At 50.7% G+C, this 24136-nt stretch carries 21 protein-coding genes; 10 read left to right on the top strand and 11 right to left on the bottom strand.

The features are described from left to right. Positions 1-253, bottom strand: a 253-nt coding sequence (locus PBA01S_RS03515) for a transposase (RefSeq protein WP_164744078.1), incomplete at its 3' end; no start/stop codon positions are given. 511 nt (positions 254-764) lie between these two features. On the opposite strand from PBA01S_RS03515, the gene PBA01S_RS03510 reads away from it, so the two are divergent. From PBA01S_RS03510 to PBA01S_RS03500, 3 genes are all read left to right on the top strand, one after another. Next, positions 765-1550, top strand: coding sequence for an amino acid ABC transporter substrate-binding protein (locus PBA01S_RS03510; RefSeq protein ID WP_016313237.1), 786 nt, complete (start codon positions 765-767; stop codon positions 1548-1550). Between the two features lie 86 nt (positions 1551-1636). Continuing rightward, on the top strand, positions 1637-2296 hold the full coding sequence (locus tag PBA01S_RS03505; protein WP_016313236.1) for an amino acid ABC transporter permease: 660 nt from the start codon (positions 1637-1639) through the stop codon (positions 2294-2296). Between the two features lie 12 nt (positions 2297-2308). Beyond that, positions 2309-3058 (top strand): amino acid ABC transporter ATP-binding protein, encoded by a 750-nt coding sequence (locus tag PBA01S_RS03500; protein WP_016313235.1) that lies wholly within the window; start codon positions 2309-2311, stop codon positions 3056-3058. Positions 3059-3139: 81 nt separating this feature from the next. On the opposite strand, the gene PBA01S_RS03495 is transcribed toward PBA01S_RS03500, so the two are convergent. Further along, complete coding sequence (locus PBA01S_RS03495) at positions 3140-4951, bottom strand: stalk domain-containing protein (RefSeq protein ID WP_127575352.1); 1812 nt, start codon at positions 4949-4951, stop codon at positions 3140-3142. Between the two features lie 184 nt (positions 4952-5135). Between PBA01S_RS03495 and PBA01S_RS03490 the strand changes: the two genes are divergently transcribed. Beyond that, positions 5136-6314, top strand: coding sequence for an SGNH/GDSL hydrolase family protein (locus tag PBA01S_RS03490; RefSeq protein ID WP_016313233.1), 1179 nt, complete (start codon positions 5136-5138; stop codon positions 6312-6314). Positions 6315-6318: 4 nt separating this feature from the next. Then, positions 6319-8268, top strand: coding sequence for a GTP-binding protein (locus PBA01S_RS03485; protein WP_255315284.1), 1950 nt, complete (start codon positions 6319-6321; stop codon positions 8266-8268). Positions 8269-8341: 73 nt separating this feature from the next. Here the strand turns inward: PBA01S_RS03485 and PBA01S_RS03480 are convergent, their stop codons facing one another. From PBA01S_RS03480 to PBA01S_RS03465, 4 genes are all read right to left on the bottom strand, one after another. Next, positions 8342-9445 carry a Ger(x)C family spore germination protein gene (locus tag PBA01S_RS03480; RefSeq protein WP_127575351.1) on the bottom strand — a complete coding sequence of 368 codons (1104 nt, stop codon included), beginning with the start codon at positions 9443-9445 and terminating at the stop codon, positions 8342-8344. After that, positions 9438-10520, bottom strand: a complete 1083-nt coding sequence (locus PBA01S_RS03475) for a GerAB/ArcD/ProY family transporter (RefSeq protein ID WP_127575350.1) — start codon at positions 10518-10520, stop codon at positions 9438-9440. The genes PBA01S_RS03480 and PBA01S_RS03475 overlap by 8 nt, the downstream gene beginning before the upstream one ends. A gap of 9 nt (positions 10521-10529) precedes the next feature. After that, the gene (locus PBA01S_RS03470; RefSeq protein WP_255315283.1) at positions 10530-12023 is read right to left on the bottom strand and encodes a spore germination protein; all 1494 of its coding nucleotides are present in this window, start codon (positions 12021-12023) and stop codon (positions 10530-10532) included. 150 nt (positions 12024-12173) lie between these two features. Then, positions 12174-12896 carry an HAD family hydrolase gene (locus PBA01S_RS03465; RefSeq protein WP_085278443.1) on the bottom strand — a complete coding sequence of 241 codons (723 nt, stop codon included), beginning with the start codon at positions 12894-12896 and terminating at the stop codon, positions 12174-12176. Between the two features lie 201 nt (positions 12897-13097). Here PBA01S_RS03465 and PBA01S_RS03460 point away from each other — a divergent pair, with 201 nt between their 5' ends. The 3 genes from PBA01S_RS03460 to PBA01S_RS03450 all read left to right on the top strand — a co-directional run bounded on the left by PBA01S_RS03460 (position 13098) and on the right by PBA01S_RS03450 (position 17121). After that, positions 13098-14855, top strand: a complete 1758-nt coding sequence (locus PBA01S_RS03460) for a sensor histidine kinase (RefSeq protein WP_016313227.1) — start codon at positions 13098-13100, stop codon at positions 14853-14855. Beyond that, entirely contained in the window at positions 14852-15649 is a 798-nt protein-coding gene (locus tag PBA01S_RS03455) for a response regulator transcription factor (protein WP_127575349.1), read from the top strand. The genes PBA01S_RS03460 and PBA01S_RS03455 overlap by 4 nt, the downstream gene beginning before the upstream one ends. Before the next feature lie 140 nt (positions 15650-15789). Continuing rightward, positions 15790-17121: an extracellular solute-binding protein gene (locus PBA01S_RS03450; protein ID WP_127575348.1), complete on the top strand. Its 1332-nt coding sequence runs from the start codon at positions 15790-15792 to the stop codon at positions 17119-17121. Positions 17122-17157: 36 nt separating this feature from the next. Here the strand turns inward: PBA01S_RS03450 and PBA01S_RS03445 are convergent, their stop codons facing one another. From PBA01S_RS03445 to PBA01S_RS03435, 3 genes are all read right to left on the bottom strand, one after another. Further along, positions 17158-17412 carry a DUF4190 domain-containing protein gene (locus PBA01S_RS03445; protein ID WP_127575347.1) on the bottom strand — a complete coding sequence of 85 codons (255 nt, stop codon included), beginning with the start codon at positions 17410-17412 and terminating at the stop codon, positions 17158-17160. Positions 17413-18342: 930 nt separating this feature from the next. Then, complete coding sequence (locus tag PBA01S_RS03440; protein ID WP_127575346.1) at positions 18343-19098, bottom strand: hypothetical protein; 756 nt, start codon at positions 19096-19098, stop codon at positions 18343-18345. Positions 19099-19583: 485 nt separating this feature from the next. Then, positions 19584-20507 (bottom strand): AEC family transporter, encoded by a 924-nt coding sequence (locus PBA01S_RS03435; RefSeq protein WP_016313224.1) that lies wholly within the window; start codon positions 20505-20507, stop codon positions 19584-19586. A 226-nt stretch (positions 20508-20733) separates the two neighbouring features. Between PBA01S_RS03435 and PBA01S_RS03430 the strand changes: the two genes are divergently transcribed. Next, on the top strand, positions 20734-21594 hold the full coding sequence (locus PBA01S_RS03430; protein WP_127575345.1) for a GNAT family N-acetyltransferase: 861 nt from the start codon (positions 20734-20736) through the stop codon (positions 21592-21594). A gap of 4 nt (positions 21595-21598) precedes the next feature. Here the strand turns inward: PBA01S_RS03430 and PBA01S_RS03425 are convergent, their stop codons facing one another. Together PBA01S_RS03425 and PBA01S_RS03420 are read right to left on the bottom strand one after the other, a co-directional pair. Beyond that, positions 21599-22060 (bottom strand): threonine/serine exporter family protein, encoded by a 462-nt coding sequence (locus tag PBA01S_RS03425; protein WP_127575344.1) that lies wholly within the window; start codon positions 22058-22060, stop codon positions 21599-21601. 28 nt (positions 22061-22088) lie between these two features. After that, complete coding sequence (locus PBA01S_RS03420; protein WP_127575343.1) at positions 22089-22847, bottom strand: threonine/serine exporter family protein; 759 nt, start codon at positions 22845-22847, stop codon at positions 22089-22091. 192 nt (positions 22848-23039) lie between these two features. Here PBA01S_RS03420 and PBA01S_RS03415 point away from each other — a divergent pair, with 192 nt between their 5' ends. Beyond that, on the top strand, positions 23040-24104 hold the full coding sequence (locus PBA01S_RS03415) for a GGDEF domain-containing protein (protein WP_127575342.1): 1065 nt from the start codon (positions 23040-23042) through the stop codon (positions 24102-24104). Positions 24105-24136 lie beyond the last annotated feature (32 nt).

Here is a 24136-nt window from a genome sequence, read left to right as displayed (position 1 = left end):
GGAACCACTTCACCAAAGGCAAATGGGTTCTTTCAAAAATGGTGCCGACCAAAGGAGAGGCTTGATAGCCACATTTTCCGCATTCAAATAAAGGAATATGTCGAGTGGACAGACGGGTGCACTCGGTATAAGCACAGCGCGGGCAGATGAAGCCATTTGGCCATTTCATCGCGATAATTGCCTCGATACAGTCGGCCTCGCTTTGAAAACGGCTGCTGATAGATTTAAGCTCCATGCTCGTACCTAATTCCATGTCCGATCCCTCCAATTGAAGTTCCTCTAGTTCACTGAATGCGTACGTGTGTTCCCTTTTTTCTCATTATAGCAAACATACGTTCTTGTATCAACTAAAAAATCCCAAATATTCACGAAAAATGTGGATGTTCAGATCACTGTGCAGCTTTAGTTTAATCTCCTTGATCGATTCGCCAATCCTGAATCAAAGGGATAATCGTGCAAAAGGTGGGACTGGGGGAAGAAGCCCCTCCTCCTAATCTATTAATCAGTCATGGGTTCGAGCAGGATGGGTTCAGGATGGTTCATGCGTTCAAGTATTCGTGTGGTCAAGTGTGGTCAAGTCAGTCAAGCGGTCGTGAAAATTGTTCGAAGACCTGTCACATTACTTCGGGAGTTTCTGGCAAACGGATGGGATTCTATCGACTCTTTTCTGGTAGTATGGTATTATGATAGTCTGATAACGTATTAGCGAACTAAAGCGGTGTTTTGAGTTGAGCTAATAGTATTACTCAGGGGGAGAGAGATAGATGAAAGTTAATAGAAAAATGGTTTTGATGAGCCTAGTGATGGCTCTGGTGTTAACGATGCTGGCCGGGTGTTCAGGGTCGGGAGCCGGGAAAGAGGATAATCAATTGGTGATTGGGATCGATGATAAGTTCGCACCAATGGGCTTCCGCGATGAAAATAACGAGATTGTGGGCTTCGATATTGATTACGCTAAAGCGGCGGCGGAGAAAATGGGAATGGAAGCTACGTTCCAGCCGATCGACTGGTCGGCTAAGGAATCTGAGTTAAACAGCGGACGGATCGATCTGATCTGGAACGGATATACGATTACGGAGGAGCGCAAGGGCAAGGTCCTCTTTACGAAGCCTTATTTGAAAAATAGCCAAGTGGTCGTAACGCTGGCCGATTCGGAAATTACTCAGCTGAGTGATCTAGCTGGCAAGACAGTGGGCCTGCAGGCGTTGTCCTCCGCAGCGGATGCGCTGGATGCAGCTCCGATCAAGAGCGAGATCAAAACGATCTCGGAGTTCCCGGACAACGTACTTGCTCTTACGGATCTCAAAACGAAACGGCTTGATGCGGTCGTAATCGACGAAGTTGTGGCGAGATACTACATGGCGAAAGAAGAAGGTACGTTTAAGCTGCTGGATGAGTCGCTGGCGCCTGAAGAATACGGCATCGGCGTGAAGAAAGGCAACGAGGAGCTGCTGAACAAGCTGCAGAAAGCGCTCGACGAGCTGAACCAGGACGGTACCGCTTCGGAAATTTCGAAGAAATGGTTTGGCGAAGATAAAGTGCTGAAGTAGATACGAAAGCGTAGAAACCGGATTGCTTCGGAATCCGGTTTTTTGCTGATTAAGTTAAAATTCAAGATGTTCCGAGGAGAGCGATCATGAGTCTGGAGTATTTGTTAAGTATCCTAGGGCCGATGCTGGAAGGAACGAAAACGACGATTTGGCTGTTTCTGCTGGCCATTGTGACCTCGATTCCGCTGGGCTTCGCCTTTACCTTTATGGTTCGCAGCCGAATCAAGCCGGTCGCTTGGTTTGCCGGAGCTTATATTTACGTCATGCGCGGTACGCCGTTGCTGCTGCAAATGCTGTTCGTTTGCTTTGGGCTGCCGGTTATCCCGGGTATCGGCGAGTACCTCGTCATGGATCGGTTTGTTGCTGCTTGCGTTGCTTTTACGCTGAATTACGCGGCGTACTTCGCCGAGATCTTCCGGGGCGGCTTGCTGGCGATTGACAAAGGACAATATGAAGCCGCAAAGGTGCTAGGGCTTAGCCGCTGGCAGACGACAACGCGAATCGTGTTGCCGCAGATGCTGCGCATCGCGCTGCCCGCTGTCTCCAATGAGTCGATTACGCTGATCAAGGATACAGCGCTGCTTTATGCAGTGGCTGTTCCCGAGCTGCTGCATTTCGCGCAAACGGCCGTCAACCGGGATTTTACGATCGTACCTTTTGTACTTGCAGGCGTGTTATATCTGTTGATGACATTGGTGTTGACCGTGCTGTTTAAGGCGTTGGAACGGAAGTTCAAATTTGAGTAAAGGGCTGGAATCATGGATCAAGCAATCGTTCAAGTCGAGCATTTACGTAAATCGTTTGGCCACCTGGAGGTGCTGAAAAACATTTCCTTTAATGTCGCTGCGAGCGAAGTGCTGGCGGTGATTGGGCCGTCCGGATCGGGCAAGAGCACGATGCTGCGCGCCTTGGCCCATCTTGAGGAAATTGATGGGGGGACGATCCGGATTGGCGGGGAGCCGCTGGTTGACAATGGGCGGTATGCCGGCAGCGCCAAGCTCAAGGAAATTGCTACCCGCATGGGCATGGTGTTCCAGCATTTTAATCTGTTCCCGCACCTTACGGTGCGCGGGAACCTGGAGCTCGCGCCTAAGCTGGTAAAAAGGCAGCCGTCTGCCGACATCCGCGCTAAAGCGACGGAGTTGCTGGAGAAAGTGGGGCTCTCCGATAAAGCGGAGGTCTATCCGTCTAACTTGTCCGGGGGGCAAAAGCAACGGGTTGCCATCGCCCGGGCCCTGATGATGAACCCGGAGATCCTGCTGTTCGACGAGCCGACCTCTGCGCTGGATCCTGAGTTGACGGGCGAAGTACTGCAGGTGATGAAGCAGCTCGCCGAAGAGCGGATGACGATGATTGTCGTCACGCATGAGATGGGTTTTGCGCGGGAGGTAGCCGACCGCGTGATGTTTATGGCGGACGGGGAGATTATCGAGTCCGGCCCGCCGGAGCAGCTGTTTGGTGCGCCGCAGCATGAGCGTACGCGGTCCTTTTTGCAGCGGGTGCTGTGATCACTAAATTCAAAAACGGCGGCAGCCTCGGAACTTCAACTACGAAGTTTGAGGCTGCCGCCGTTTTTTTTTCATCCTATTTTATTTCACCGAGTAAACCCCTTCTTTGTAAATCAACGTATAAATCATACCCGAGTCGGTCAGAACGTACTGGTCCACGGCATCCTTGGACAAGCGACGTTGTTTCCCGTCGGCAGCAATATGGTATATGCCGGGCTCATAACCGTGGGATACGTAGTAGACACCGGACTTATTGACCTCAAAGGTCGTATCAGCCGTCGCACCGGGCGCCAGAGCAGCCAGCCTCTTCTCTTGACCTGTTGCTGGGTCAAACCGGAATAACTCCATGTCCGTGCCGCTGGCGGACGTATAATAAAATACGTTCTCATACATCCGGATCTGGGAAATGTTCCGTGACGACAAGGCAACGGCGGGCTTTCCGCCATTTAACCCGGTGCGCATCAAGTGACCCGAGCTGTCTTCCAGATAATACAGTTGCTCGCCAATCACCCAGAATTGGCTTGCGCCCGCGGCCAGCTTCACATGCGCCCGGCCGGTTGTATCGATCTGGTACACGGAGTTCGGATCCTTCGGATCGGTGTCATTAAAGCCGATCGTATAAAGGGCTCCGTTTTTCAGCACCAACGAGGAATCGGTTCTGTACCCGACCCCGCCGTTTTCTTCCACCGAACGGGCCACGCCGTAGGCATATCCGGGCTCTCCGAGCAATTCCTTCTCTCCGGTGGTCATGTTAAACCGGCTCAAGTTGTTCGCCACTTCCGTCATAAACCGGAAATCGGTATAGTACAAGGTTTCTCGGTCTGAGACAAGACCGGCCAAACTTTTCGCCGACAAGACCTCCTGCAATGCTCCGTTCTTCACCCGGTACAACATGTCCCCGCCCATCGTTAAATCGCCGACATGCAGGTTAACGAATAATTCGTTATTGGACTTCCGTACATCCGTCAGCCAGCCGTCCTCCGACCGCCAATCGCCGAGCGAGGCGACTTTTTCAGCCTGTTGCTTTTTCAGGTCATAGGCGTACAGGTAAGCTTGATTCTTCACCGTGGACACGTAGTAGAGAAGATCCCCGATCACTTTTCCTGAATGGAACACCGGTGTGCCGGGCACCTGAACTCGCGTCGCTTGGTTGCTTCCCGATTTCCGGAAAAGCTGCTCCTCTACGGAAGCGCCGTTGTTCAGGTATACGGTCTTCATGTAATAGACGTCGGTTCCATACTGCGTCAACGGGGTCGCTATCTTCTCGTAGTCCACCCGTTTCCGCCGATCGGTCAGCTGTGTTTTAATCGAGTCTTTGACTGCTAGCGTATCCGGGTGCTTCAGGTTAATCGGCGTATCGCCGATCAGAATCAACCCGTCCAGCCAAGCGATCTGCTTGCCAAGTGCAGTCGCGGCATCCCTCAGAGGCAACATAACCCGCCCGCCGATTTTTTGCGGCGGCACGTCGAGCTTCACCGATTCATCGTTAACAAGCATGGTCTTGCTGTTCACTTTGAATTTGACCGTTCGCTTGAGTGTTACGTTCCGGAGGACCACATCGTCCGGTGTCTTCGCGTTCCAGACGACTTCCCAATACCCTTGGTTGGCCCCGGTGGTATGCTCGGCCAAGTATCCCATCAGACGAATAGGCACGAGGACGCGCCCGTTACGCTGGACGACTTCATAATCTCCGCTAATATCTGTCTTCTGTCCTTGCAAAAACGCTTTGCTTTGATAGTCGTAAGGAATGATCGCCAGCTCGTTGAACGCCTCTTTCAGCGAACTGCTGCTGCTTCCTTGGACTGGGCTGCTAGCTTTCTCAGCGGCATGAACTCCGGCTGTTCCCAGCCCTAGACATGCTGTTAATAGCAGCAACATGATTTTCTTCTTCAATACGAAACTCTCCCTTCAATAAACCAGACACAAGATGTCATCTAATGACTAGACGCTTCAACTCTTGTAAAAGTTGCTATGTCAAAAGCTGGCGCAATTAGGAGGTAACGCGAGCATTTTTGACAACCCTGTTGTAGAATCAAAAAGAAGCCGTTTACACCAGCAGGATGGAGGAACCTACGAAATGATAGATCAATATGCATCGGCCACCGTCGTTTCGACGGCATGCAATTATATCATGGAGCGTCCGGACAAGTTCACTCATACCTACCGGACCTATATTAAATTAAGAGAAAACGGAGCACAAGAACTCCGATTCTGGCATAGCAATGCCATCGATTCCACATGGGATAACGGTTCGGTTGCCCGCGGTGGGGAATATGGCGGACAGTGGCGAATCGAAGCTGCCTACGTCGGGGACGGCGGCTTGGAACCGCAGGGTTCGGTCGTGCCCGGTTCACAGGTACGCGTTACGTTTGACGGCGGCAACGAAGTCAAAGCGGTCGCCCCCGGGGAGTTGTTTTGGAGCGATCCGGTCAAGATCGACCTGCCGGAAGGCCATCTGCTGGCGTTTACTTGGACGATTTCAACGGAGTCGGGAGGCAAAACGGTTCCCTACAATACCGAGCAGATGTTAGTAATGGCGTTTGATGCGCCGGGAGCATGTGCGGATCAAGCTGCTGCCGATGGCTTTGTGCAGTCGGAGAATCTGCTGGTCATGCCCGCATTGATTGCCAGCGCAAAGCCGGTGCAGCAACGCCTCATCTTCCTTGGTGATTCGATTACGCAAGGCGTAAGGACTCGCCGGGACGGTTACGAGTATTGGGCGGCGCGAATTGCCGATGGCTTAGGCAATGATTATGCTGTATGGAACCTTGGCTCCGGCTGGGCACGAGCCTACGATGCTGCCGCCGATCGGGCCTGGCTGAACAAGGTGAAGCTGGGGCAGGCTCCAGGGACGAACACCCAAATCATCCTGGCGCTTGGGGTTAACGATATCGATATCGGCGCCCGTACTTCAGAGGAGCTGCTGGCCGACCTGACGACCATCGTTTCCTTACTTCGCCAAAACGATCCGACTACGGAAATAATCCTGTTCACCGTTCCGCCATTTAATTTCAGCGAAGAGCGGGAACAGGTCTGGCGGCGGGTCAATGATCATATCCGCTCCGCCTCGCTTCCGGGCGTTGACCGCGTCTTTGACATGGCCGTTCATCTGTCCCAGCCCGCGCCGCAGGATCACCGGCTGCGTCCGGAATTCATGAGCTCGGAGTACGATCCCCATCCGAATGGAGCGGCAGGCAAGGTCGTGGCCGACGCATTCTTGGCGTGGTACTTCAGTGATGATGAACGGGAGCGCTGAGATGATGAGCACCCCTCTTCTGAATGTAGGGATCTTTGCCCATGTCGATGCGGGCAAGACAACGACGACGGAACATATTTTGTATACCAGCGGGCGGATTCGGACGCCGGGCCGTGTGGATGACGGCACCGCGCTGACGGACTCGCTGGAAGTTGAACGCCAGCGCGGGATTTCCGTTCGTGCGGCGATGACGAATTTTACTTGGAAAGGTACGCAGGTGAACTTGATTGATACGCCGGGCCACGTCGATTTCCTGTCCGAAGTGGAGCGTTCGCTGCGCGTGATGGATTGCGCGGTGCTGGTGATCTCCGCCGTAGAAGGCGTTCAGGCCCAAACGGAAATGATCTGGAACGCGCTTCTTAAGCTGCGAATTCCAACGATTCTATTCGTCAACAAAATGGACCGGGTTGGCGCGGACCCTGATGCGGTGCTGGCGCAAGCACGCAAATATCTGTCCCCGGACATCGTTCCAGTCCAGCATCCGCTGGGGATGTGGCAGGATTATCAAGGAGCGGCGGATTTGTGGAGCGCGGGAGGTGAAGCGGCGGCGGCTGATGCGGGAAGTCTTGAGGCGTTCACGGCGGCGCGGAGCGGCTTGATCGAAGCGTTGGCCGAGCGAGACGAGGCGTTGCTCGGGGCCTACCTTAGCGGGGAGGATGTCGCGGAGGAACGCTGGGAACGCTGTGCGGAGGAGCAAGCGAGATCTGCCCGAATCTATCCGCTGCTGTACGGGGCGGCGACGAAGGGAATGGGTATCGCTGAGCTGCTGGATGCCATGGTGCGCTACTTCCCTCCGGCGGAAGGGGATCCGGAGGCCCCGCCCTCCGGCGTCGTGTTCAAGATCGAACGCGACAAGACGATGGGCCGGATGGCTTATGTTCGCCTTTATGAGGGCAGCCTCCGCAATCGCGATACCGTGTACAACTATACGCAGAACCTCAGCGAGAAGGTGACACAGATCCGCAAAATCGACGGAACACGTTCGGAAGATATCGGTCTGCTGCGGGCAGGCGATATCGCGGCCGTCTGCGGCTTATCCCATGTCCGGATCGGCGACGTGCTGGGGCGGCCGGATGCAGTGCCGGCTGAAGCCAAGCTGGCCGTTCCGCTGCTTACAGTACAAGCTCATCCGGCCAACGAAGCAGAATACCGCGCCGTAGCGGAAGCGCTGCAGGAGCTGTCCGACGAAGATCCGCTGCTGGACGTGCAATGGCTGCAGGAAGAACGGGAGCTGCACGTAAAGGTGATGGGGCCGATCCAGCTGGAAGTGTTAAGCAGCGTCATGGAATCCCGTTACGCCTTGAAGGTGACCTTCGGGAAGCCATCGGTCATTTATAAAGAAACACCGAAGCAAGCCGGGGAAGGGTTCATCGCTTATACGATGCCGAAGCCGTGCTGGGCGATCCTGCGATTCCAGATCGAGCCCGGACCTCGGGGAAGCGGCTTGGTCTACGAAGCCCGGGTGCGGGACGAGGATCTGCTGCCGCAATATCAGAACGAGGTGGCGCGCCGTGTTCCTGAGGCGTTGCAGCAAGGGCTGTATGGCTGGGAGGTTACTGATCTGAAGGTGACGTTGGTCTATGGCCAGCATCACGTATGGCATACCCATCCGCTGGATTTTGCTGTCGCCACGCCGATGGGAATTATGAATGGGCTGGCGAATACCGGGACCCAATTGCTGGAGCCTATTTTGCATGTCCGCATCGTTGTCCCCGAAGAGAATGCCGGTCGGGTAATGAATGACCTCGTGCAGATGCGCGGCCGGTTCGAGCCGCCTCAGCTGCAAGGAGAACGAGTGCTGATTGAAGGGCATGTACCGCTCTCGACTTCGCTGGATTATCCCATTGAACTTAGCTCGTACACCAAGGGACGCAGCACCTTTGCTTCCTCCTTTGCCGGCTATGAACCGTGCCCGCCGGATGTGCACGCCGAGCGGGTTCGGCGAGGGGGTTAATCCGTTAGATCAGGCGAAATATATTCTCAGTGTGCGCAAAGCACTGCAAGGGTAGTTCATCAACAGGTTCATCTTAGTCGAAATAGGAACCGAATTGCTTAATGTAGAAGGAACAATGGACCTTGACCGGAAGCTGGCTGAACATCTCATGCCAATCGGTCTTTTTCCACTCATCATAACTCATGCTGTTGCGCACATATTTCCCGAGCCCAATCCCGTCGGTGCGGTGGCGTTGCATGGTCTTGATCACCCGCAGCGCTTCCGAAACGATATGTTCGCTGACCAGCTTTTCAACCTTTGCCCGTTCAGAGGTGCTTAGTTTTGCATTGCCAATGTACTCATCCACACTTCCATAGATCTTCAAATAAATATTCGCTTCATAATCGCCGGACGTGTTCTTCGTAATCACGATCCGGCGTTTGCTTTTTACCGCCTTGACGGAAATCGCCTTCAAGTCGGGATGCTCCGTCGTCAGGGTAAACTCGCCCTCTTGCAGGTTCGAATACAACAGCATGAACAGGTGAACGTCATCCCACGGCAGCTTCGCAATCATTCGATCATCCCGCATCAAGGCGATGCCGCTGATGGTAATATCCTTCTCCTTCTCCAGGACTAAGGCGGCAATTGGATCCTCCCCGTCATCGAAGTAATCGCGGGTAAATTCGTACAACGAGGTTCGGGGGAGCGATTGTATTGAGTATTCTTTTTGCAACAGCTTGTTGATATAGTTCGCCGTCTTGGTATGCCGCGGATATTCTTGGCTGATGATCTTCCCGGCATCTCCCTCGACGACGACCATTGAAGTTCGGATGGAAATGCTGGGATCGCGCAGAAACGTATCTAAATACGACCAGAAGCCGCGGCGGGCTAACTCCTCACCGATCAAAAAGGTGCGAATTTGTCCGCTGGCAATGATTCGGCTGGTCCGCAACGACAAGGCCTCCCTCGCTTGCTTTGGACTTGAAGCGATCGTTGACAGCAATTCGTCGGTCGTTTTGCCATCCCGGGCGTATTGCGAAACCAGCGGAATGCTGACCGTAGCCTTAATCTTATTCTCGGGAGCCGCATCAAAAGCGGCCGTTTCAATATAACCAACTCGTTCCAGAATCCGCTGGTCCTGGCTGCAGCCGGTGAGTACAAGGATGAGAACGGCAGCGAGCAGAAATCGTCTAAGCATGCTTCTTCAACCTCCTTTGCATGAGTAGAAGCACAATCAGCAGCAACGGGAGCCCGAAGGCAACACCTATCTGTACAAAGGTGAAATAGCTGGACCAAGACTCTACGACGATTAAGGTTTTGGGGATCATCCCTACAAGGATGGTTGCAACCATGGAAACGAAGACGATCACCTTCCAGGGGATTTGGGGAAAGACCTGCGCCAACGCCTCCTGACCGGCCCAATAGTACATGCCTGCCGTCTGCACGATTGAGAACAAGAACAGGCTGAAGAGAAAGTTCTGGATGCGTTCAATGAACGGAAACCGTAAATAAGCATACATATCGAGGATCGGAAACGACGAATGGACCAGAGCGTGATGACCGAAGAAGCCGTAAGCCATAATCGAAACGAGCAGATACACGAACATGGTAATTCCGTTTCCTAGATGGATATATTTCAACCATTTTTTGTTTTTTTCCGCATAGGGAAAAAGAAACAGGCACAACTCGTATCCCAAAAACGCGCCGTACAGGTTGTTCAGCCCCTCGTACATATCCGCTCCTTCCTTAAGCCAAAAAGGAGTAAAGCGGGAGAGATCAAACTCATGGACGAAGAGTACGATCAGCGGAATATGCAACAGCAGGAGCAGCGAGAAGATGACATTCGCTTTAGACATGGTATATATCCCTTTAGTAATGTAGAGAACCACCAGCACGTCCACGAAGATTTTGAGAATGAGGTCAGAGGTCGCCGGAAAGATCAGCATCTGATATATCAAAGCGTATTGCTTGATGACAAGGCAGCCGATCATGCTGAATAACCCCCATAACAGCACATATAGAGGGATTAGCAGGAATCGCGGCAGTGAAGCGCTGAGAATGTCAAATATTGATTGGCCCCGGCCCATTCGGTACACCGCAGAGATCAGCATAATGTTCAGCGTCACCAGCACGAACATAGGAAGGATCATCAGCCAGCCGTTGCTCCCGAAATCGTGGGCCGTGAGGCGCGGCAGAGTGAACAGGACGGCACCGCTTTGAGTATTGAACACCATCAGGGCGATATGGAAGCGATTGAGTTTTTCCCGTTCCACTGGAGTCACCTATTTCTTCATTTTGTTGGACGTTTCGTTGGGAGTACGGGATTGCGTTGGGCGTTTGGACAACATCCAGAAGGGGCCCCGGATAAAGGTATCCTTCCAATCGCCTGGTTTAATCGGCGCGAGCGGAAGGGTGTACGGCGCACCTAAGCTGGTCAGCTTGGACAGATGGATAATCACCAGCCCGAGGCCGAACATAAATCCGAAGTTCCCGAGCATCCCGGATAAGATGATCAGCAAGAATCGAATCAGTCGAATCGAACCGCTCATCGTGTAGCTGGGAATGACGAAGGAAGCGATGGCGGACATTGCAACGGCAATGATCAGAATGTTACTGGTAAACCCGGCTTCCACCGCTGCAGTACCGATCACGATACCGCCAACGATACCGATCGTTTGCCCGATTTTGGTAGGCAGACGAACCCCAGCTTCTCGCAGCAACTCCAAGGTTGTTTCCATCATCAGCGCCTCCAGGACGGGAGGGAAGGGGACGCGGCTGCGCGATTCAGACATCGAAGCGAGCAAATTTTGCGGAATCATCTCGTAATGGTACGTTGTGATTGATACATACATCGAAGTTAAGGTGAGCGTAAGAATAAAGGCGACATAGCGCAACAGTCGAAGAAACGTCCCCACAGCCCAGCGGCTGTAATAGTCGTCAGGGGAGGTAAAAAATTCAAATACGGTTGTAGGCCCAATGATGACCGACGGGCTCTGGTCCAAGAGCACAAGCACCCGACCTTCGTTCAACTTGGATACGGCAACGTCAGGCCGCTCCGAGCTCAGATAAAGAGGGAAAATGGTGGCAGGGTAGTCTTCGATCATCTGTAAAAACATACTGCCATCCAAAACACCGCTGTACTCGATGCCCTGAATCCGCTCCGACATCCGATTGACGAAGTCCATATTGGCAAATCCGTCGATATAAAGCATACATACCTTCGTTTTGAACACTTCGCCGACTTCAAATTGTACAACTTTCAGACGATTGCTCTTCAGCCTGCGGCGGATAATGGACAGATTGGTATCCAGCGATTCATTAAAGGCATCATGCGGGCCGACGATGACAGATTCCGTTTCAGACTGCTCGATGGATCGGACGTCGGGACCGTAAGCCGAAATTAAATAAACCCCCTGAGGTACAAATAGAGCGGCTTCGCCCTCCAAAATCCCTTGAATCACGTTCTTCGTTTCTTCTTCGCGCACGAACTGGGATTGCTGCAAGAGAGCTCCCAGTTCCTCCCTTTGAATATTTTCCAGCGGAATGATCACGTTGTTGATAAACTTGTGGTTGTCGACTAAATGATCAAAGTAGATAATGTCAGCCTGGATGGACGGATACGACCGATGCGATAGATCGGAACACCCGTTAAATTCCTCCAACACCCGCTCCAAAGTGAGCGGACCAGGGGCTTGAGGCTCAGTAAGATGTGATGTTTGTTGCTCTGGTTTATGCTTTACCATCGTCATGATAGTTTTCAATAATCGGGAGTTCAAGGCGCAATTCCTCCAACTGAGGTATTTTCTTCTATTGTGTGTAGCATTGATCGAACTATGCAGATTTTGACGGGATGGGTTGCAGAACAAGTGCAAAAAAAAGAATACTGCGATGGTTCGCAGCATTCTATGTATGGTTATTCTATGGATTCACTTCAGCAACAGCCGGGATAATTCAGCATAACTGATAACCGGGGTATGGGGGAGATGCGGATCTGATTCGGGCTGGATGCCGCGGTGATTAAACCAAATGGAGTGCCAGCCGGCGCCGGCCGCTCCCACGACATCGTTACGCCAGGAATCTCCGATATACCAGCACTGATCCGGTGCCATCTCCAGCTTCCCGGCAATCAGATTAAACAAGCGGGCATCCGGTTTCGTTAAACCTACCGCCCCTGAGATGAAGACCCGTTCGGCAGGAATCAGCCGATCGACCCCGAGTGCCCGGATCTTTCGCCATTGATGGTCCGGCGGCCCGTTCGTAATGATTCCGACAACAGCGCCGCGCGCCTTAAGTTCGCCGATCAGCTCCAGCGCTCCGGAGAACGGCCGAATGTCAAATTGACGGCTTAGGTAAGCGGCCTGTACCGCTGCGGCTTGATCGGTTGTCAGCGAAAGCCCAAACTCCCCTAAGGAACGTACGAAACGTTCGGTGCGCATTGATTCCAACTCATGTCCGTGGGTGGGCGTCCCCCCGACTTGGGCAGAGAGATAATCGCTGTAATAACGCATTCGGTGGTACGCTGATTCATAGGGGAAGTCCGGCCCGGTGTGCAGGATTTCTTCCAGTGCCTCGCGAAAAGGCTGCAGGTGGTCGTATAACGTATCATCTACGTCAAAAAAAATGGCGCGGTTTGAAGTCATTGCGTTCATTGTGATGATCCCCTTCTCTTTACCAGCCGCAGTAGAAAACCGCGGCCTTTTCCTATAAAATGCTTATGTATTGTCCTGGCTGCGGGAGCCGTCGCCTTCCCATTATACGTGACAATTTCGAAAAATCCATAGTTCGACCGGTCCTTTTCGGATATGATGGGATCGGACTGTATACTTTGGGTGGAAAGGTTTGGAGCGGACGTGAAAAAGCCGAAACGATGGTTTACCTTAAGAAATCAAATCTTCATCAGTTTTATGCTGCTGATGATTTTTGTCCTGGGCATCGCCAGCGTACTCACTTATTATCGGATGTCCGCGCTGCTGCAAACCAATGCGGAGAAGCATATCAGTCAAACCGCGATGCAGGCTAATGGTCGATTGGATGCACTGATTGCCCAGATCAATACGCTGACCACGCAGGTCGCCACCGATGCTTACGTTCAGAGGCTGCTGCTCGCTGAGGTGCAAGGGAAGGAGACGCCCTTTAGTTCGCGCCAATCGCTGCTGCCGCTGTTTAGTGACTATCAGGCTTATGTGACCGGCATCAAGTCGCTGGAATTATATACCAATGATTACCGCCGTTTGTTCCCGCTGAACGAAACCCAGTTGATTGACACGATCGACTCGGAATGGATTAATGCAGCGAATTGGGGCAAAGGTTCGCTTGTCTGGATCGGGATCGATCCGCGCGATCCGTCCACCGTGCTGGCACTGCGCCGGGTGAGCTTGCTCGACCGCTGGTTTTCATCCGGGGGATATTTGATGGTGCGGCTCGATCGGACTTATTTTCAAATTCATGATCAGATCGACGAGGATGTGGGGGAGTATATTCTGCTGGTCGACGGGAATCAACGTCCGGTGGCAACCAACTTCAGCTTCCCTGCGGAAGAATTAAATGTGAAGGAACTGCTGAGCAACGAGGGGAAAAATATCACCATCGGCGAACAGAAGTTTATCGAGGTCAAGCAAGCCTCTAAAGCAACCGGGTGGACGCTGGTCTTCTTCACACCCATGAGCTACGTCACCAGCGGGATTTCCGCGCTGCGCACAGCTGTCCTCGCTTCGGGAGCCATCGGGGTGCTGCTGTTCCTGATCATGTCGCTGTCGCTGTCGACGATGATTACCCGCCCGATCTTCCGGCTCATCAAGGCGATGCGCGGGGCGAGATTCGGGGTGCTTCAGCGGAACCCGATGTTCTCAAGCACGATGGAAATTAACGAGCTGAACAATTCCTATAACCAAATGGTCGATAATATGAACGAATTGATCCGCGTCGTTTATGAGAAGGAGCTTCTGCAGAGCCGAACCGAATTAAAAGCGCTGCAGGCTCAGATCAATCCTCATTTCCTGTTTAATACGCTGGAGGCCTTCTATTGGTCACTGGAGGATAAGGGAGAGGAGGAGTTGGCCAACCTGGTCGTCGGCATGTCCAGCTTGTTCCGGTACATTATCAGCAGTCCCAACCAGGACGAGTGGGTGACGATTGAGGACGAGCTGGAGCATGTGGAACGTTATCTGCAGCTGATGGATATTCGGCTTGCAGAACGCTTAACCTGGTCCATTGATGCCGGCGAATTCCGCCACGTGAAAATTCCTAAGCTTCTGATTCAGCCGCTCGTGGAAAACGCGATTTGGCATGGGGTTGAAAAGCAACTCGGCCAGGGCAAAGTCAGCGTATGTGTTGAACCCTCAAACAAGGAAGGGTACTTAAAAATCACTGTGCAGGACAACGGTCCCGGCATGGATGAGGAGACGTTAAGCGGCTTAATGCAAGCGATGGAAGGCGGGCCTTCCATCTCCTCGAAGGGGACAGGCGTCGGGATTGTGAATGTACACCGGCGGTTGCGTTTGTATTATGATGAGCAAGGGAAGAAGCACGGTTTGCAAGTAACCAGCCGCCCGGGCGAAGGAACGTCCGTGAGCTTTGAAATACCTAGTGATTACGGGGGAACGGTATGAAGCAGACAAAAACCATACTTGTGGTGGAAGATGAACCGAGAACAAGACAGGGCTTTACGAAAACATTGGAAGCCTGGTCTGCCGGCCGATACCGGATCGAGGCAGCGGACAGCGGACAGGCGGCGCTGGCTTGGCTTGAACACAATGTCGCTCACCTGCTCATCACGGACATCCGCATGCCTGGCATCAGCGGGCTGGAGTTGATTGAGATGCAGCAACGCCATAAGCATTTCAAGCCGGTGGCGATCATCATTTCGGGTTATGCGGAATTCGAATATGCGCAAAAAGCGATGCAGCTCGGCGTCGTTAATTACTTGCTGAAGCCAGTGGACAAGCATAAGCTGGTTCAAGCCGTAGAGCAGGCGCTGCGGGTAGAGGACGACCGGCATCGGATCGAAACGATGGAGAAACTGGTGGATCCACGGTTGCTGGAGACCAAGGATACGGATACGCAATATACGCCTCAGGTCCAGGAGGCATTGAACTACCTGGACGAACATTTGCACGAGCCGATTACGATGCGTCAGGTGGCCGATCATCTGCATCTGAATCCAAGTTACTTTAGCGTGCTGTTCAAAGAGCAGACCGAGCTTACCTTCAGCGAATATATCACCCGATTGCGGGTGCTCCGTGCCAAGGAGCTGCTGCTGCGGACGACGATGTCCGTCGGGGAGATCGCGGAGCGTGTCGGTTATCAAAGCGACAAATACTTTATCAAGGTGTTCAAAAACTACGAAGGAATGAGTCCCAGCAAATACCGCAGCCAGACGAAAGAGACAGGAGATGACACCTGAGCCTTGGCCGATTTGTCACAAATCGTTGCGGCGAAAAATGAGGTGTTCAGCTTCGTGTGCTATGGAAGCGGAATCATCAACATGATAAACTTGGATTGAAGCGGTTACACGAATAGCCGAGATAATTAGGGGGCTAAAGCATGTCCAACCAGAAAACAGCATCCATCCTGTGGATTGCGCTTCTCCTGATGTTGGGACTTTCCGGTTGCGTAGGCGACAAGGCGGCAGGAGGCGGCGGGGCGGATGGCCAAGAAGTATCGGCGGCCAGTGACAAGGTCACGATCCGATTTATGCATTTGTGGCCGGCCAGTTCCTCTCCGCAGCAAAATAAACTGGTAAATGAGATCATTGACCAATATCAATCCGAGCATCCGAATATCACAATACAGCAAGAAGTGATGGAAAATGAGCAATACAAAAACAAATTAAAAATACTATCTGCGGCGAACGAGCTGCCTGACGTTGGTATTACTTGGGCAGCCGGATTCATGGACCCTTATGTGAAGGGAGACCTGTTCGCCCCGCTGGATGATTTGTTGGACAGCGGCTTGAAGGACCAATTCGTGCCAGGGGCGACCGATGCCTATGCGGTGCAGGGCAAAACGTACGGCTTACCGCTCGAACTGAATATTTCGCCGATTTATTATAATAAGGCAATTTTTGATAAATATAATCTGAAAGAGCCGCAAACCTATGATCAGTTCCTGGATGTGATTCGTACGCTGAACAGCAAAGGGGTCACCCCGATCGCGCTGGGGAATCGGGACCGATGGACGGGCTCAATCTGGTATATGTACCTGGCAGACCGGATCGGCGGACCCGAAACGCTAAAGCAGGCAATTGACCGTACGGGCAGCTTCGAGAATCCAGCGCTGATTCAGGCAGCCGCTGAAATACAGAAGCTGGTGGATATGAACGCTTTTAATAAAGGCTTTAACGGATTGTCTAATGAGGAAGGCAAAACGGTCTTCATGAAGGAACAGGCCGCCATGTTCTTGGCGGGAACCTGGGAGGTGCCTAACTTTACGAGTAACCCGGACGTCCCTCAGCAATTTAAAGACAATGTCGGGTTCTTCAAGTTCCCGACCTTTACCGGCGGTAAAGGGGACATTAACAGCTGGGTAGGCGGACCTGGGGGCGGCTTGTTCGTTGCAGAGAACTCCAAGGTCAAAGACGAAGCGAAGAAGTTCGTGGAGTATTTCATTAGCAAGTGGGGAGCTGATTCGGTAAGTACGGCCGGGGTCGTTCCGGCAACGAAGGTGGATACGACAGTTTCGGATCTGCCCAAACTCTACATTGATCTGTTGGATGAGCTGAACAATGCCAGCAACCTGACCTTATTTGCCGACGTCCAAATGAAAGGGAACGCGGCCCAGACGCACTTAAATATGATCCAAGCCTTGTTCGGTAAAGCGGTGACGCCGGAGCAATTCGTGAAGGAGCATGAAGCCGCATTGCAGCAAGATGAATAATCCCGGAAAAAAGTCTGTCCAGTAAAGCTGGGCAGACTACCAAAAAATCACATAATACAAAATTAGAATAAAATAAAATGTTAGGCTAAGTGTTCCGCAGGCTAGTCCTGCCAGTGCCAAGCCTTTACCGGAATCACTGGACCTAGTAATTTCAGTTAATGCCTGTCTTCCCAGAATAATAGAAATTATTGCTAAAAGAAATCCCAAAAATGGTATTACTAAAGATAAAATACCTAAAATTAGAGAAGCTATTGATTTAGAATTAATCCCTTCCGGTGAGTGTATATACATTATTCATATCCTCCTTCTTATATTTTGTCTTTTCTAACTAACATTATAATAATTTGTTTATTTATGTAAAATAGTGATCTGTATAATATAACTTAAGCTCTGCTAAGTGGTCAAGACTTTGTTTAGTGGGCATTGATAAAAACTAGACAACATACTGCCTCCTTTATCTCCGAGGGCATACGGCTGTTGTCTAAAGAAAAGAATTGCTGAAATCCTAACCAATTACCAGTATTTATGGGTCGAATTATGATTGAACCATTATAGATGATAATTGATCGATAATGCTTATGAAATTAGTTAATAATCATTTGTTTAACCTATTAAGACGAAACGAATTGTAAAAGATTCTGATTGATATCAATCTTCTAACTGGAGTTAAGGCAAGGCCCCCTACCTTTATTGATTAAGTAAACCAGAAATCATTCGAATTTATAGGTGAACGATATTGTAGAAAAAAGCTAAAACTGAACGTGAGTCGTGGGATAAAAGCACAGTGATTAGACCTTGGAACCGGAAGTTCTCGGACTTGGCTTCCTCAGGGACAAACAAGCAACAATTCGTTTAGCTTCAGCCAGAGTCTATTGAGAGAAATTCGACAAGTGGATTCGAACAAGACTCCGAATATAACTCTGGAAGTCAATCGAATTGAATACGTTCCCGTATTTTAAACCTCAAGCACTTGAGAGTCCATATTGGGCTTGTAAAGCAATAGCAAGCCTAATCTGAGGGCATGAGAATGTCTGTAACACAAATAACGCCCTTCCGACTTCCTACTAGGAAGCGAAAGGGCTGAAAAGTTTGCTTTCTCGTTATCTGGACTTCGTTAGCCTTTTTTGGTATTGGCTAGTGCAAACTCACAAGCTAGTTAGTGAAAGGACGGAAGCTGACCGCCCCTTCTACTCAATATTGTTTATTACTAAAGACAAAAGTTTAAGTAGTTTCATACTGTGCCGTGATAACATTAGCTACTGTGGAAACATATAAGTAAAGTGCACAAGTGTTCTTAAAGTATCCGAGGACAGTTGCGTCAAACATAAGAGTTGCTCGAGCAGGTCTCCCATTAATTCCGGAAGTTTCCTGCGGATTGTCAACCCCAAAGTAAAGCCGATCATAAGATCCACCAGCTACACTAATAAAAGGATCGTAAACTTCGTTAATGTAAGAATATCCATAACCAGATGCTACTTTGACAAAATCGGCTTTATAATGGCACTTAATAAGTGTAGTATCTTCTGCTACGGTAACATTTCTATAAATTGTATAGCCTGTTCCAGGTGTCGTTGTTCCTCCTCCTACTGATGCAAAAGGAGTAATTTCTTGATCCTCAGTATTTTCTACTTCAATTATTTCCGCCTCAGTACTGTCGATCTTTGACTGTCTAACTGATCCATCAGGAAATGTGGTTCTAATAATTGTCTCTTTATCAGAAATCTTGATCTGCTCAGTAACACCTTGATCTCTCATTTCAGGATTATCTGAATCAATCATTTGACCTGACTCAAGTTTGTTAACTAATGACGTTTGAGTTTCTCTTGGAATTCCAAGTTCATCCATTTTTAAAGTCAACTCCGACAAGACGTCATTAGAAATTCCTGTAGGCCGGATTACTTCATTTGCAAATGCTGCTGGTACAGATGAAAATACTAGAACTGTCGACAAAATAATAGAAGCCAATGACTTTTTCATGCAATTTTACCTCCTTGATTATGGAAATAATTACAAATAAAATAATAGTATAATATATAATTATTATCAACTAAAATATGGGAAAGGTGAGATTATTATGAATTATAGTTTGCTTTTACATGAATTATCAATTTATCTACTACTAGCAAGTGAAGTATTATTATTTGTTGTTTTCATTCTCCTGTTTATTTATCTATTTAGTAAGAATAAAATCGATAGAGAATTACAAAATGTTTTGGGGATAATAAAGAAAAGATAGGGGGAGGTTCACATAGGCTCTTGGTCATTTGCTGTTCCAGTAATCTATTTGTATACAATCATCAATTTTTTAGTTTTTTTTATTGTTTTAGTTTTTATGGTAAAGATTCATAAACATAAAAAAACAACGTTAAAAACAATAGCAACATTAAAAGAGTATCTGGGGTATATGGGGGTTACAGGGAAATAATCAAGTAGGACGGGGATAGTCACCCCCTCCTACACGTTTATCCGACGTATTTGGATAAGGAAATCAGCGCCGTCATCGTAATGATGTTCAGCAGTGTGGAGATCAGCACGGTTTGTGAGGCGAAATCGGGTTCGTTGTCGTACTCCTCCGCCAGGATGGTGCTGTTAACGCCGGTTGGCATACCGGAAGCGATCAACAGGGCTTGGGCCGGAATTCCTTTGAGGCCCAGCACCCACACCAAGATGAATCCGATCACCGGGCCAATCAACAGACGCAGAGCGACGCTCACATAGACATCAATCCGGTCGAGCCGCAACGGATATTTGACAATTTGGGCGCCAAGCGTCAATAGGGCGATGGCTACCATCGAGTCGGCGATATAGCCAAGCGGCTTAGACACAAAATAAGGGATCGGCCATTGAAGCAAGTGCAGCGCCATCCCAAGCACCAAGGCGTAAGGTACCGGCATCTTGAGAAACCCGATCAACGCGGCCTTCAGCGTACCGCCGGATTTGGCCCGTTGCACGGACATCACGCCGTAGGTGAACGTGACCAGGCTCTGGAACGTCATGACCAGCGCTTGAACGGAAGTAGCCAACGGATCGCCTTTAAAGGCCAGCTGATTAATCGGCAATCCGTAATTGCCGGAGTTGTCGAGGATCAAGCTGTTGGTGAAGGCGGCCCGCATGCCAGGTCTAAACTTCAGACGCCAGCTGACGAGCCGGCTGACCCCATAGAGCAGCAGGACGTACAAAACGTAAAATGCTGTCACGCTTCCCAGCAGCTCGGCGGACATCTCCGATTCGTACATGCTGACGAAGACGACGGCAGGCGTCACGAAGTAGAAGTTGATTTTGGCCAGTGTATACAAATCAAGCTTAAAGGCTCGTTGCATCAAGGCGCCTAATCCAATGAGGATAAAAATAGGCAAAACGACATCTAATACAATCTCGCCGATCATCTCTTGCTGTTCACTTCTTTCTGATGCGCTAATCTAGAATTAGACGCGGATCTGGAATCGAATACCGTTTAATGGCAGTCGCTAGTTATTATATCACGCCTGCGGCTGTGTAGAAGATGCAAATTGATCTGCTGCTGCAGGTAGGTTATCATAGCCCCCGCTTGAGCGGATAAAGACTTGTAGTACAAAATGAATGAAGTGAGAACGTGAAAAGGAGAAAGCGCCTATGATGACTCCTTCCAGACAACCTCATCCTGTTCTTCGCGATGTGGAACGATTGATTCAACTGGAGATGGAGATGACGAAGTTTAATAACGAACGTTCTTTGTATTTGAAGGAATCTCATTTTACAGTGACACAAGTCGGCGGGACGACGCTGCTGTCTGACGAGTTGTCCCCGCTATCAAGTTATTACAATCGCGTGATTGGCTTTGGCCCTGCCGATTTGGAGCGGCTGCCGGAGATTCTTGGGAAGTATGCTGCCTTTGGTATCGATCCTTGCTTTGACCTGAGCCCGGACCGGCAAACCAGCGAAGTGGCGGAGGCGTTGGCCGCTGAAGGCTTCGTGCCGAGGCTTCAGCTCGCTTTTCTCAAGCATGAGTTCGATAAGGAAAACTTCGGATTAGAGTCTTCGGAACGAGCTCAATCGAGGGAAGGAATTCACATGGCTCGGGTCTCTAACGAAGCAGAGGCTCTTGCTTTTATCCAGTTGATCGAGCGATCACGCGGCGGGGACGGTTCATCGCTGGACGAAGGAATGGTGAAGCGGAAGATCCGGTATTACTATCGGGACGATTTTCGAAATTACGTTGCCTCTCTTGGAGGAGAGCCGGCAGGAATGGGGTCTTTGTTTGTGCGCGGCGATACCGGGTATTTAGCCAACGATTATACGTTCCCGGCGTACCGGAATCGCGGTATCCAAACATCGCTGATTCGGCATCGGCTGCAAACGGCGAGGAAGCTCGGACTGAAACGGGTTTACACCGATGTGGAGTTTGCTTCGGTCAGCCATGCGAACATGTTGAAGTGCGGTTTTGAGCTGGTGTATATGAATATGTTTTGGATGAAAACGGCGCTGCCGCGATAAGCGGTTAGCGCCGTTTTAAGGTTTGGCTGTTCGCTTGCCGCGGGATCCGCCGAATTAAGAGCTGGCCGAGCACTTCAGACAAGACAAGCCCTATCGCGATCGAACCGGATAGGAGGAAGGCCTTGGCGGCGAGCTCCACAGCCAAATTATATTCATTCTCCACGAACCGCCGCATCGCATCATACGCGAGCCCGCCCGGAACCAACGGGATAATCCCGGCTACGCTGAAGATAATGACCGGCTTTTTGTAAACGCGGGCAAACATCTGGCTCAAGACGCCAACCAAGAACGTAGCCGCAACGGTTGAAAATACGCTCTCCATCCTTGGCTCCAGCAGGATGTAGACGAGCCAGCCAAGCATACCGGACAGGCCGCATTGGAGGAGCGTTCGTTTGGGGGCGTTGAAGAGGATGCCAAAAGCCCCTGAAGCGATAAAACTAATTAGCAGATGAACGAGTATGTACATCGGACGATAGGTCCCCTTTAAGTGCGATTTAAATCAATGTGAAGACGACGGCAATCCCGGCTCCTATGGCAAAGGCGGTAAGAAAAGCCTCCGCTCCGCGGGATAACCCGGATACGAGATGCCCAGCCATCAGGTCCCGGACCGCATTGGTGATCAGCAGTCCCGGCACGAGCGGCATCACCGAACCGATAATGATTTTATCCAAGTCCCGGCCTAACGATATCTGCACGAACCCCGTGGCCAACAGGCCGATGATCAGCGCCGCGGTAAACTCGGCGAAAAATTTCACCTTCACCAACCGATGGAACAGCAGATACGCGGCAAATCCTACTCCGCCGCACAATAAGCCTGGCAGGAAATCTTCCGCCTGGCCGCGGAACATCAAGGTGAAGCAGCCGCTAGACAAGGCCGCAGCCGCCATTTGCAGCGGCATCGGATAAGCGTGCTTCTCCGACTCAATCTCGCGGAGCAAGGCATGAGCTTCTGCCGCTGTGATATCCCCGCTGTGCAGCTTCCGGGAGATGTCGTTCACTGCAGACACTTTCTGCAGGTCGGTCGTCCGCTCCACGATGCGGATCAGCTTGGCAGACTCCGTTTCGCCGGATTGAAAGACGATCCCCGTTGGAGTTACATAACTATGCGAGCCGGAGAGACCCAGCGCATCGGCCATCCGGTTCATCGTATCCTCCACGCGATACGTTTCCGCTCCGCTCTGGAGCATAATTTTTCCCGCCAATAGACACACCTGTACCGGCTCCTGTCCTTGGACCGCAGCCATGTCATTCATTACCGTCACCCTTTCAACAATCTGACGCCATTATATCATGACCAGGAGGACAGAAAAATGCAGTCGTCTGAAGGTGTCTAAAGATGTCGAATAAAATCGAAAAATAGCAGAAGTATCTTATTTTTGTCGCATTTATATGTTATGCTAGCACTACTTATATAATGCTTTATATACATCTGAGAGGAACATTTGATGCTGCAGAGCTTACTTAATAATTTGACACTGCTGACGACGGGAATCCTTTTAGGACATATAGTAAAAAGCGCCTTAACCGAACGCCTGCAAAAGGCGTTAGGGACCCGGCTCGCACTGGGTATTGCTTCTGGGCTGTTGGGCGTGATTCTGATGCATTACCATTTTCAGATCTCCAGGCATATAGTGGTCGATTTCAGGCAGTTGCCCATCCTGATCTCCGTTTATTTGGGAGGCGGCATTTCGGGAGCGATTACGACGCTGTTGATCATGATTTATCGGTTGTTTCTGCATGAGTTCGGAACGCACGCTGTGATCGCTGCCTTGAATTCGCCGGTGACGTTTCTCATTGGGGTTCTCTTCTTGCGCCAGGAAAAGACAACGATGCCGCGTCTCTTCCTGGTGCTTGGGTTAAGTTCGGTGAGTATGGTGGTGATCGCTTGGATTCTGTACGACGGCTTTCCCTATTTGGAGATGGGGTTATATTTGCCTCTGTTCATTATTGCGGGTGTGATCGCATTTTCCATTCTGCATTATCTCCGGAACAAGGACGACTCCATTCGTAAGATGAGGGAAGCGGCGAACCGAGATTTCTTGACGAGCTTATACAATTCTCGGGCTTTTGCAAAGAAAATGGAGCAAAAAATCGCGGCCGCCCAGCGCGACAACATTCCGTTCACTCTGCTAATCATCGACATTGACTACTTCAAGCGTGTCAATGATCAGTATGGTCACCTGGCGGGCGATGCTGTACTGCTGCAAATCGCTGATGTAATGCGAGAGACGTTCTCACAGCGAGATCACATTGCCCGCAAGGGCGGCGAGGAATTCGTGATTTTGGTAGATCGTTGCGATGCGGACCAAATCAAAGTGATTGCCGAACGATTGCGCCGCAATGTGGAGAACCATCTTTTTGTTTTGCCGGATGGGGGGAAATTAAAGCTAACGATCTCGGGAGGAAGTGCAACCTATCCGAGTGTTGATGAGGTGGAGTTATTCCTCAGGGCAGATCAGGCACTTTATCGAGCGAAGGAGGCAGGACGAAACCGGGTATACGTGACATAGACCATGCGCTAAGTAAGCATTACCTTACCTGT

It is taken from the genome of Paenibacillus barengoltzii NBRC 101215 (assembly GCF_004000745.1).
In the GTDB taxonomy this organism is placed as follows: domain Bacteria; phylum Bacillota; class Bacilli; order Paenibacillales; family Paenibacillaceae; genus Fontibacillus; species Fontibacillus barengoltzii.
This window is presented reverse-complemented; position numbering and strand designations above follow the sequence as displayed.

Excerpts from the sequence above, each read along its gene's own strand:
- PBA01S_RS03485 (WP_255315284.1), top strand. The coding sequence starts at position 6,319 with ATGAGCACCCCTCTTCTGAATGTAGGGATCTTTGCCCATGTCGATGCG.
- PBA01S_RS03500 (WP_016313235.1), top strand. The coding sequence starts at position 2,309 with ATGGATCAAGCAATCGTTCAAGTCGAGCATTTACGTAAATCGTTTGGC.
- PBA01S_RS03450 (WP_127575348.1), top strand. The coding sequence starts at position 15,790 with ATGTCCAACCAGAAAACAGCATCCATCCTGTGGATTGCGCTTCTCCTG.
- PBA01S_RS03465 (WP_085278443.1), bottom strand. The coding sequence starts at position 12,896 with ATGAACGCAATGACTTCAAACCGCGCCATTTTTTTTGACGTAGATGAT.
- PBA01S_RS03455 (WP_127575349.1), top strand. The coding sequence starts at position 14,852 with ATGAAGCAGACAAAAACCATACTTGTGGTGGAAGATGAACCGAGAACA.
- PBA01S_RS03490 (WP_016313233.1), top strand. The coding sequence starts at position 5,136 with ATGATAGATCAATATGCATCGGCCACCGTCGTTTCGACGGCATGCAAT.
- PBA01S_RS03440 (WP_127575346.1), bottom strand. The coding sequence starts at position 19,098 with ATGAAAAAGTCATTGGCTTCTATTATTTTGTCGACAGTTCTAGTATTT.
- PBA01S_RS03445 (WP_127575347.1), bottom strand. The coding sequence starts at position 17,412 with ATGTATATACACTCACCGGAAGGGATTAATTCTAAATCAATAGCTTCT.
- PBA01S_RS03510 (WP_016313237.1), top strand. The coding sequence starts at position 765 with ATGAAAGTTAATAGAAAAATGGTTTTGATGAGCCTAGTGATGGCTCTG.
- PBA01S_RS03425 (WP_127575344.1), bottom strand. The coding sequence starts at position 22,060 with ATGTACATACTCGTTCATCTGCTAATTAGTTTTATCGCTTCAGGGGCT.
- PBA01S_RS03415 (WP_127575342.1), top strand. The coding sequence starts at position 23,040 with ATGCTGCAGAGCTTACTTAATAATTTGACACTGCTGACGACGGGAATC.
- PBA01S_RS03435 (WP_016313224.1), bottom strand. The coding sequence starts at position 20,507 with ATGATCGGCGAGATTGTATTAGATGTCGTTTTGCCTATTTTTATCCTC.
- PBA01S_RS03430 (WP_127575345.1), top strand. The coding sequence starts at position 20,734 with ATGATGACTCCTTCCAGACAACCTCATCCTGTTCTTCGCGATGTGGAA.
- PBA01S_RS03480 (WP_127575351.1), bottom strand. The coding sequence starts at position 9,445 with ATGCTTAGACGATTTCTGCTCGCTGCCGTTCTCATCCTTGTACTCACC.
- PBA01S_RS03420 (WP_127575343.1), bottom strand. The coding sequence starts at position 22,847 with ATGAATGACATGGCTGCGGTCCAAGGACAGGAGCCGGTACAGGTGTGT.
- PBA01S_RS03505 (WP_016313236.1), top strand. The coding sequence starts at position 1,637 with ATGAGTCTGGAGTATTTGTTAAGTATCCTAGGGCCGATGCTGGAAGGA.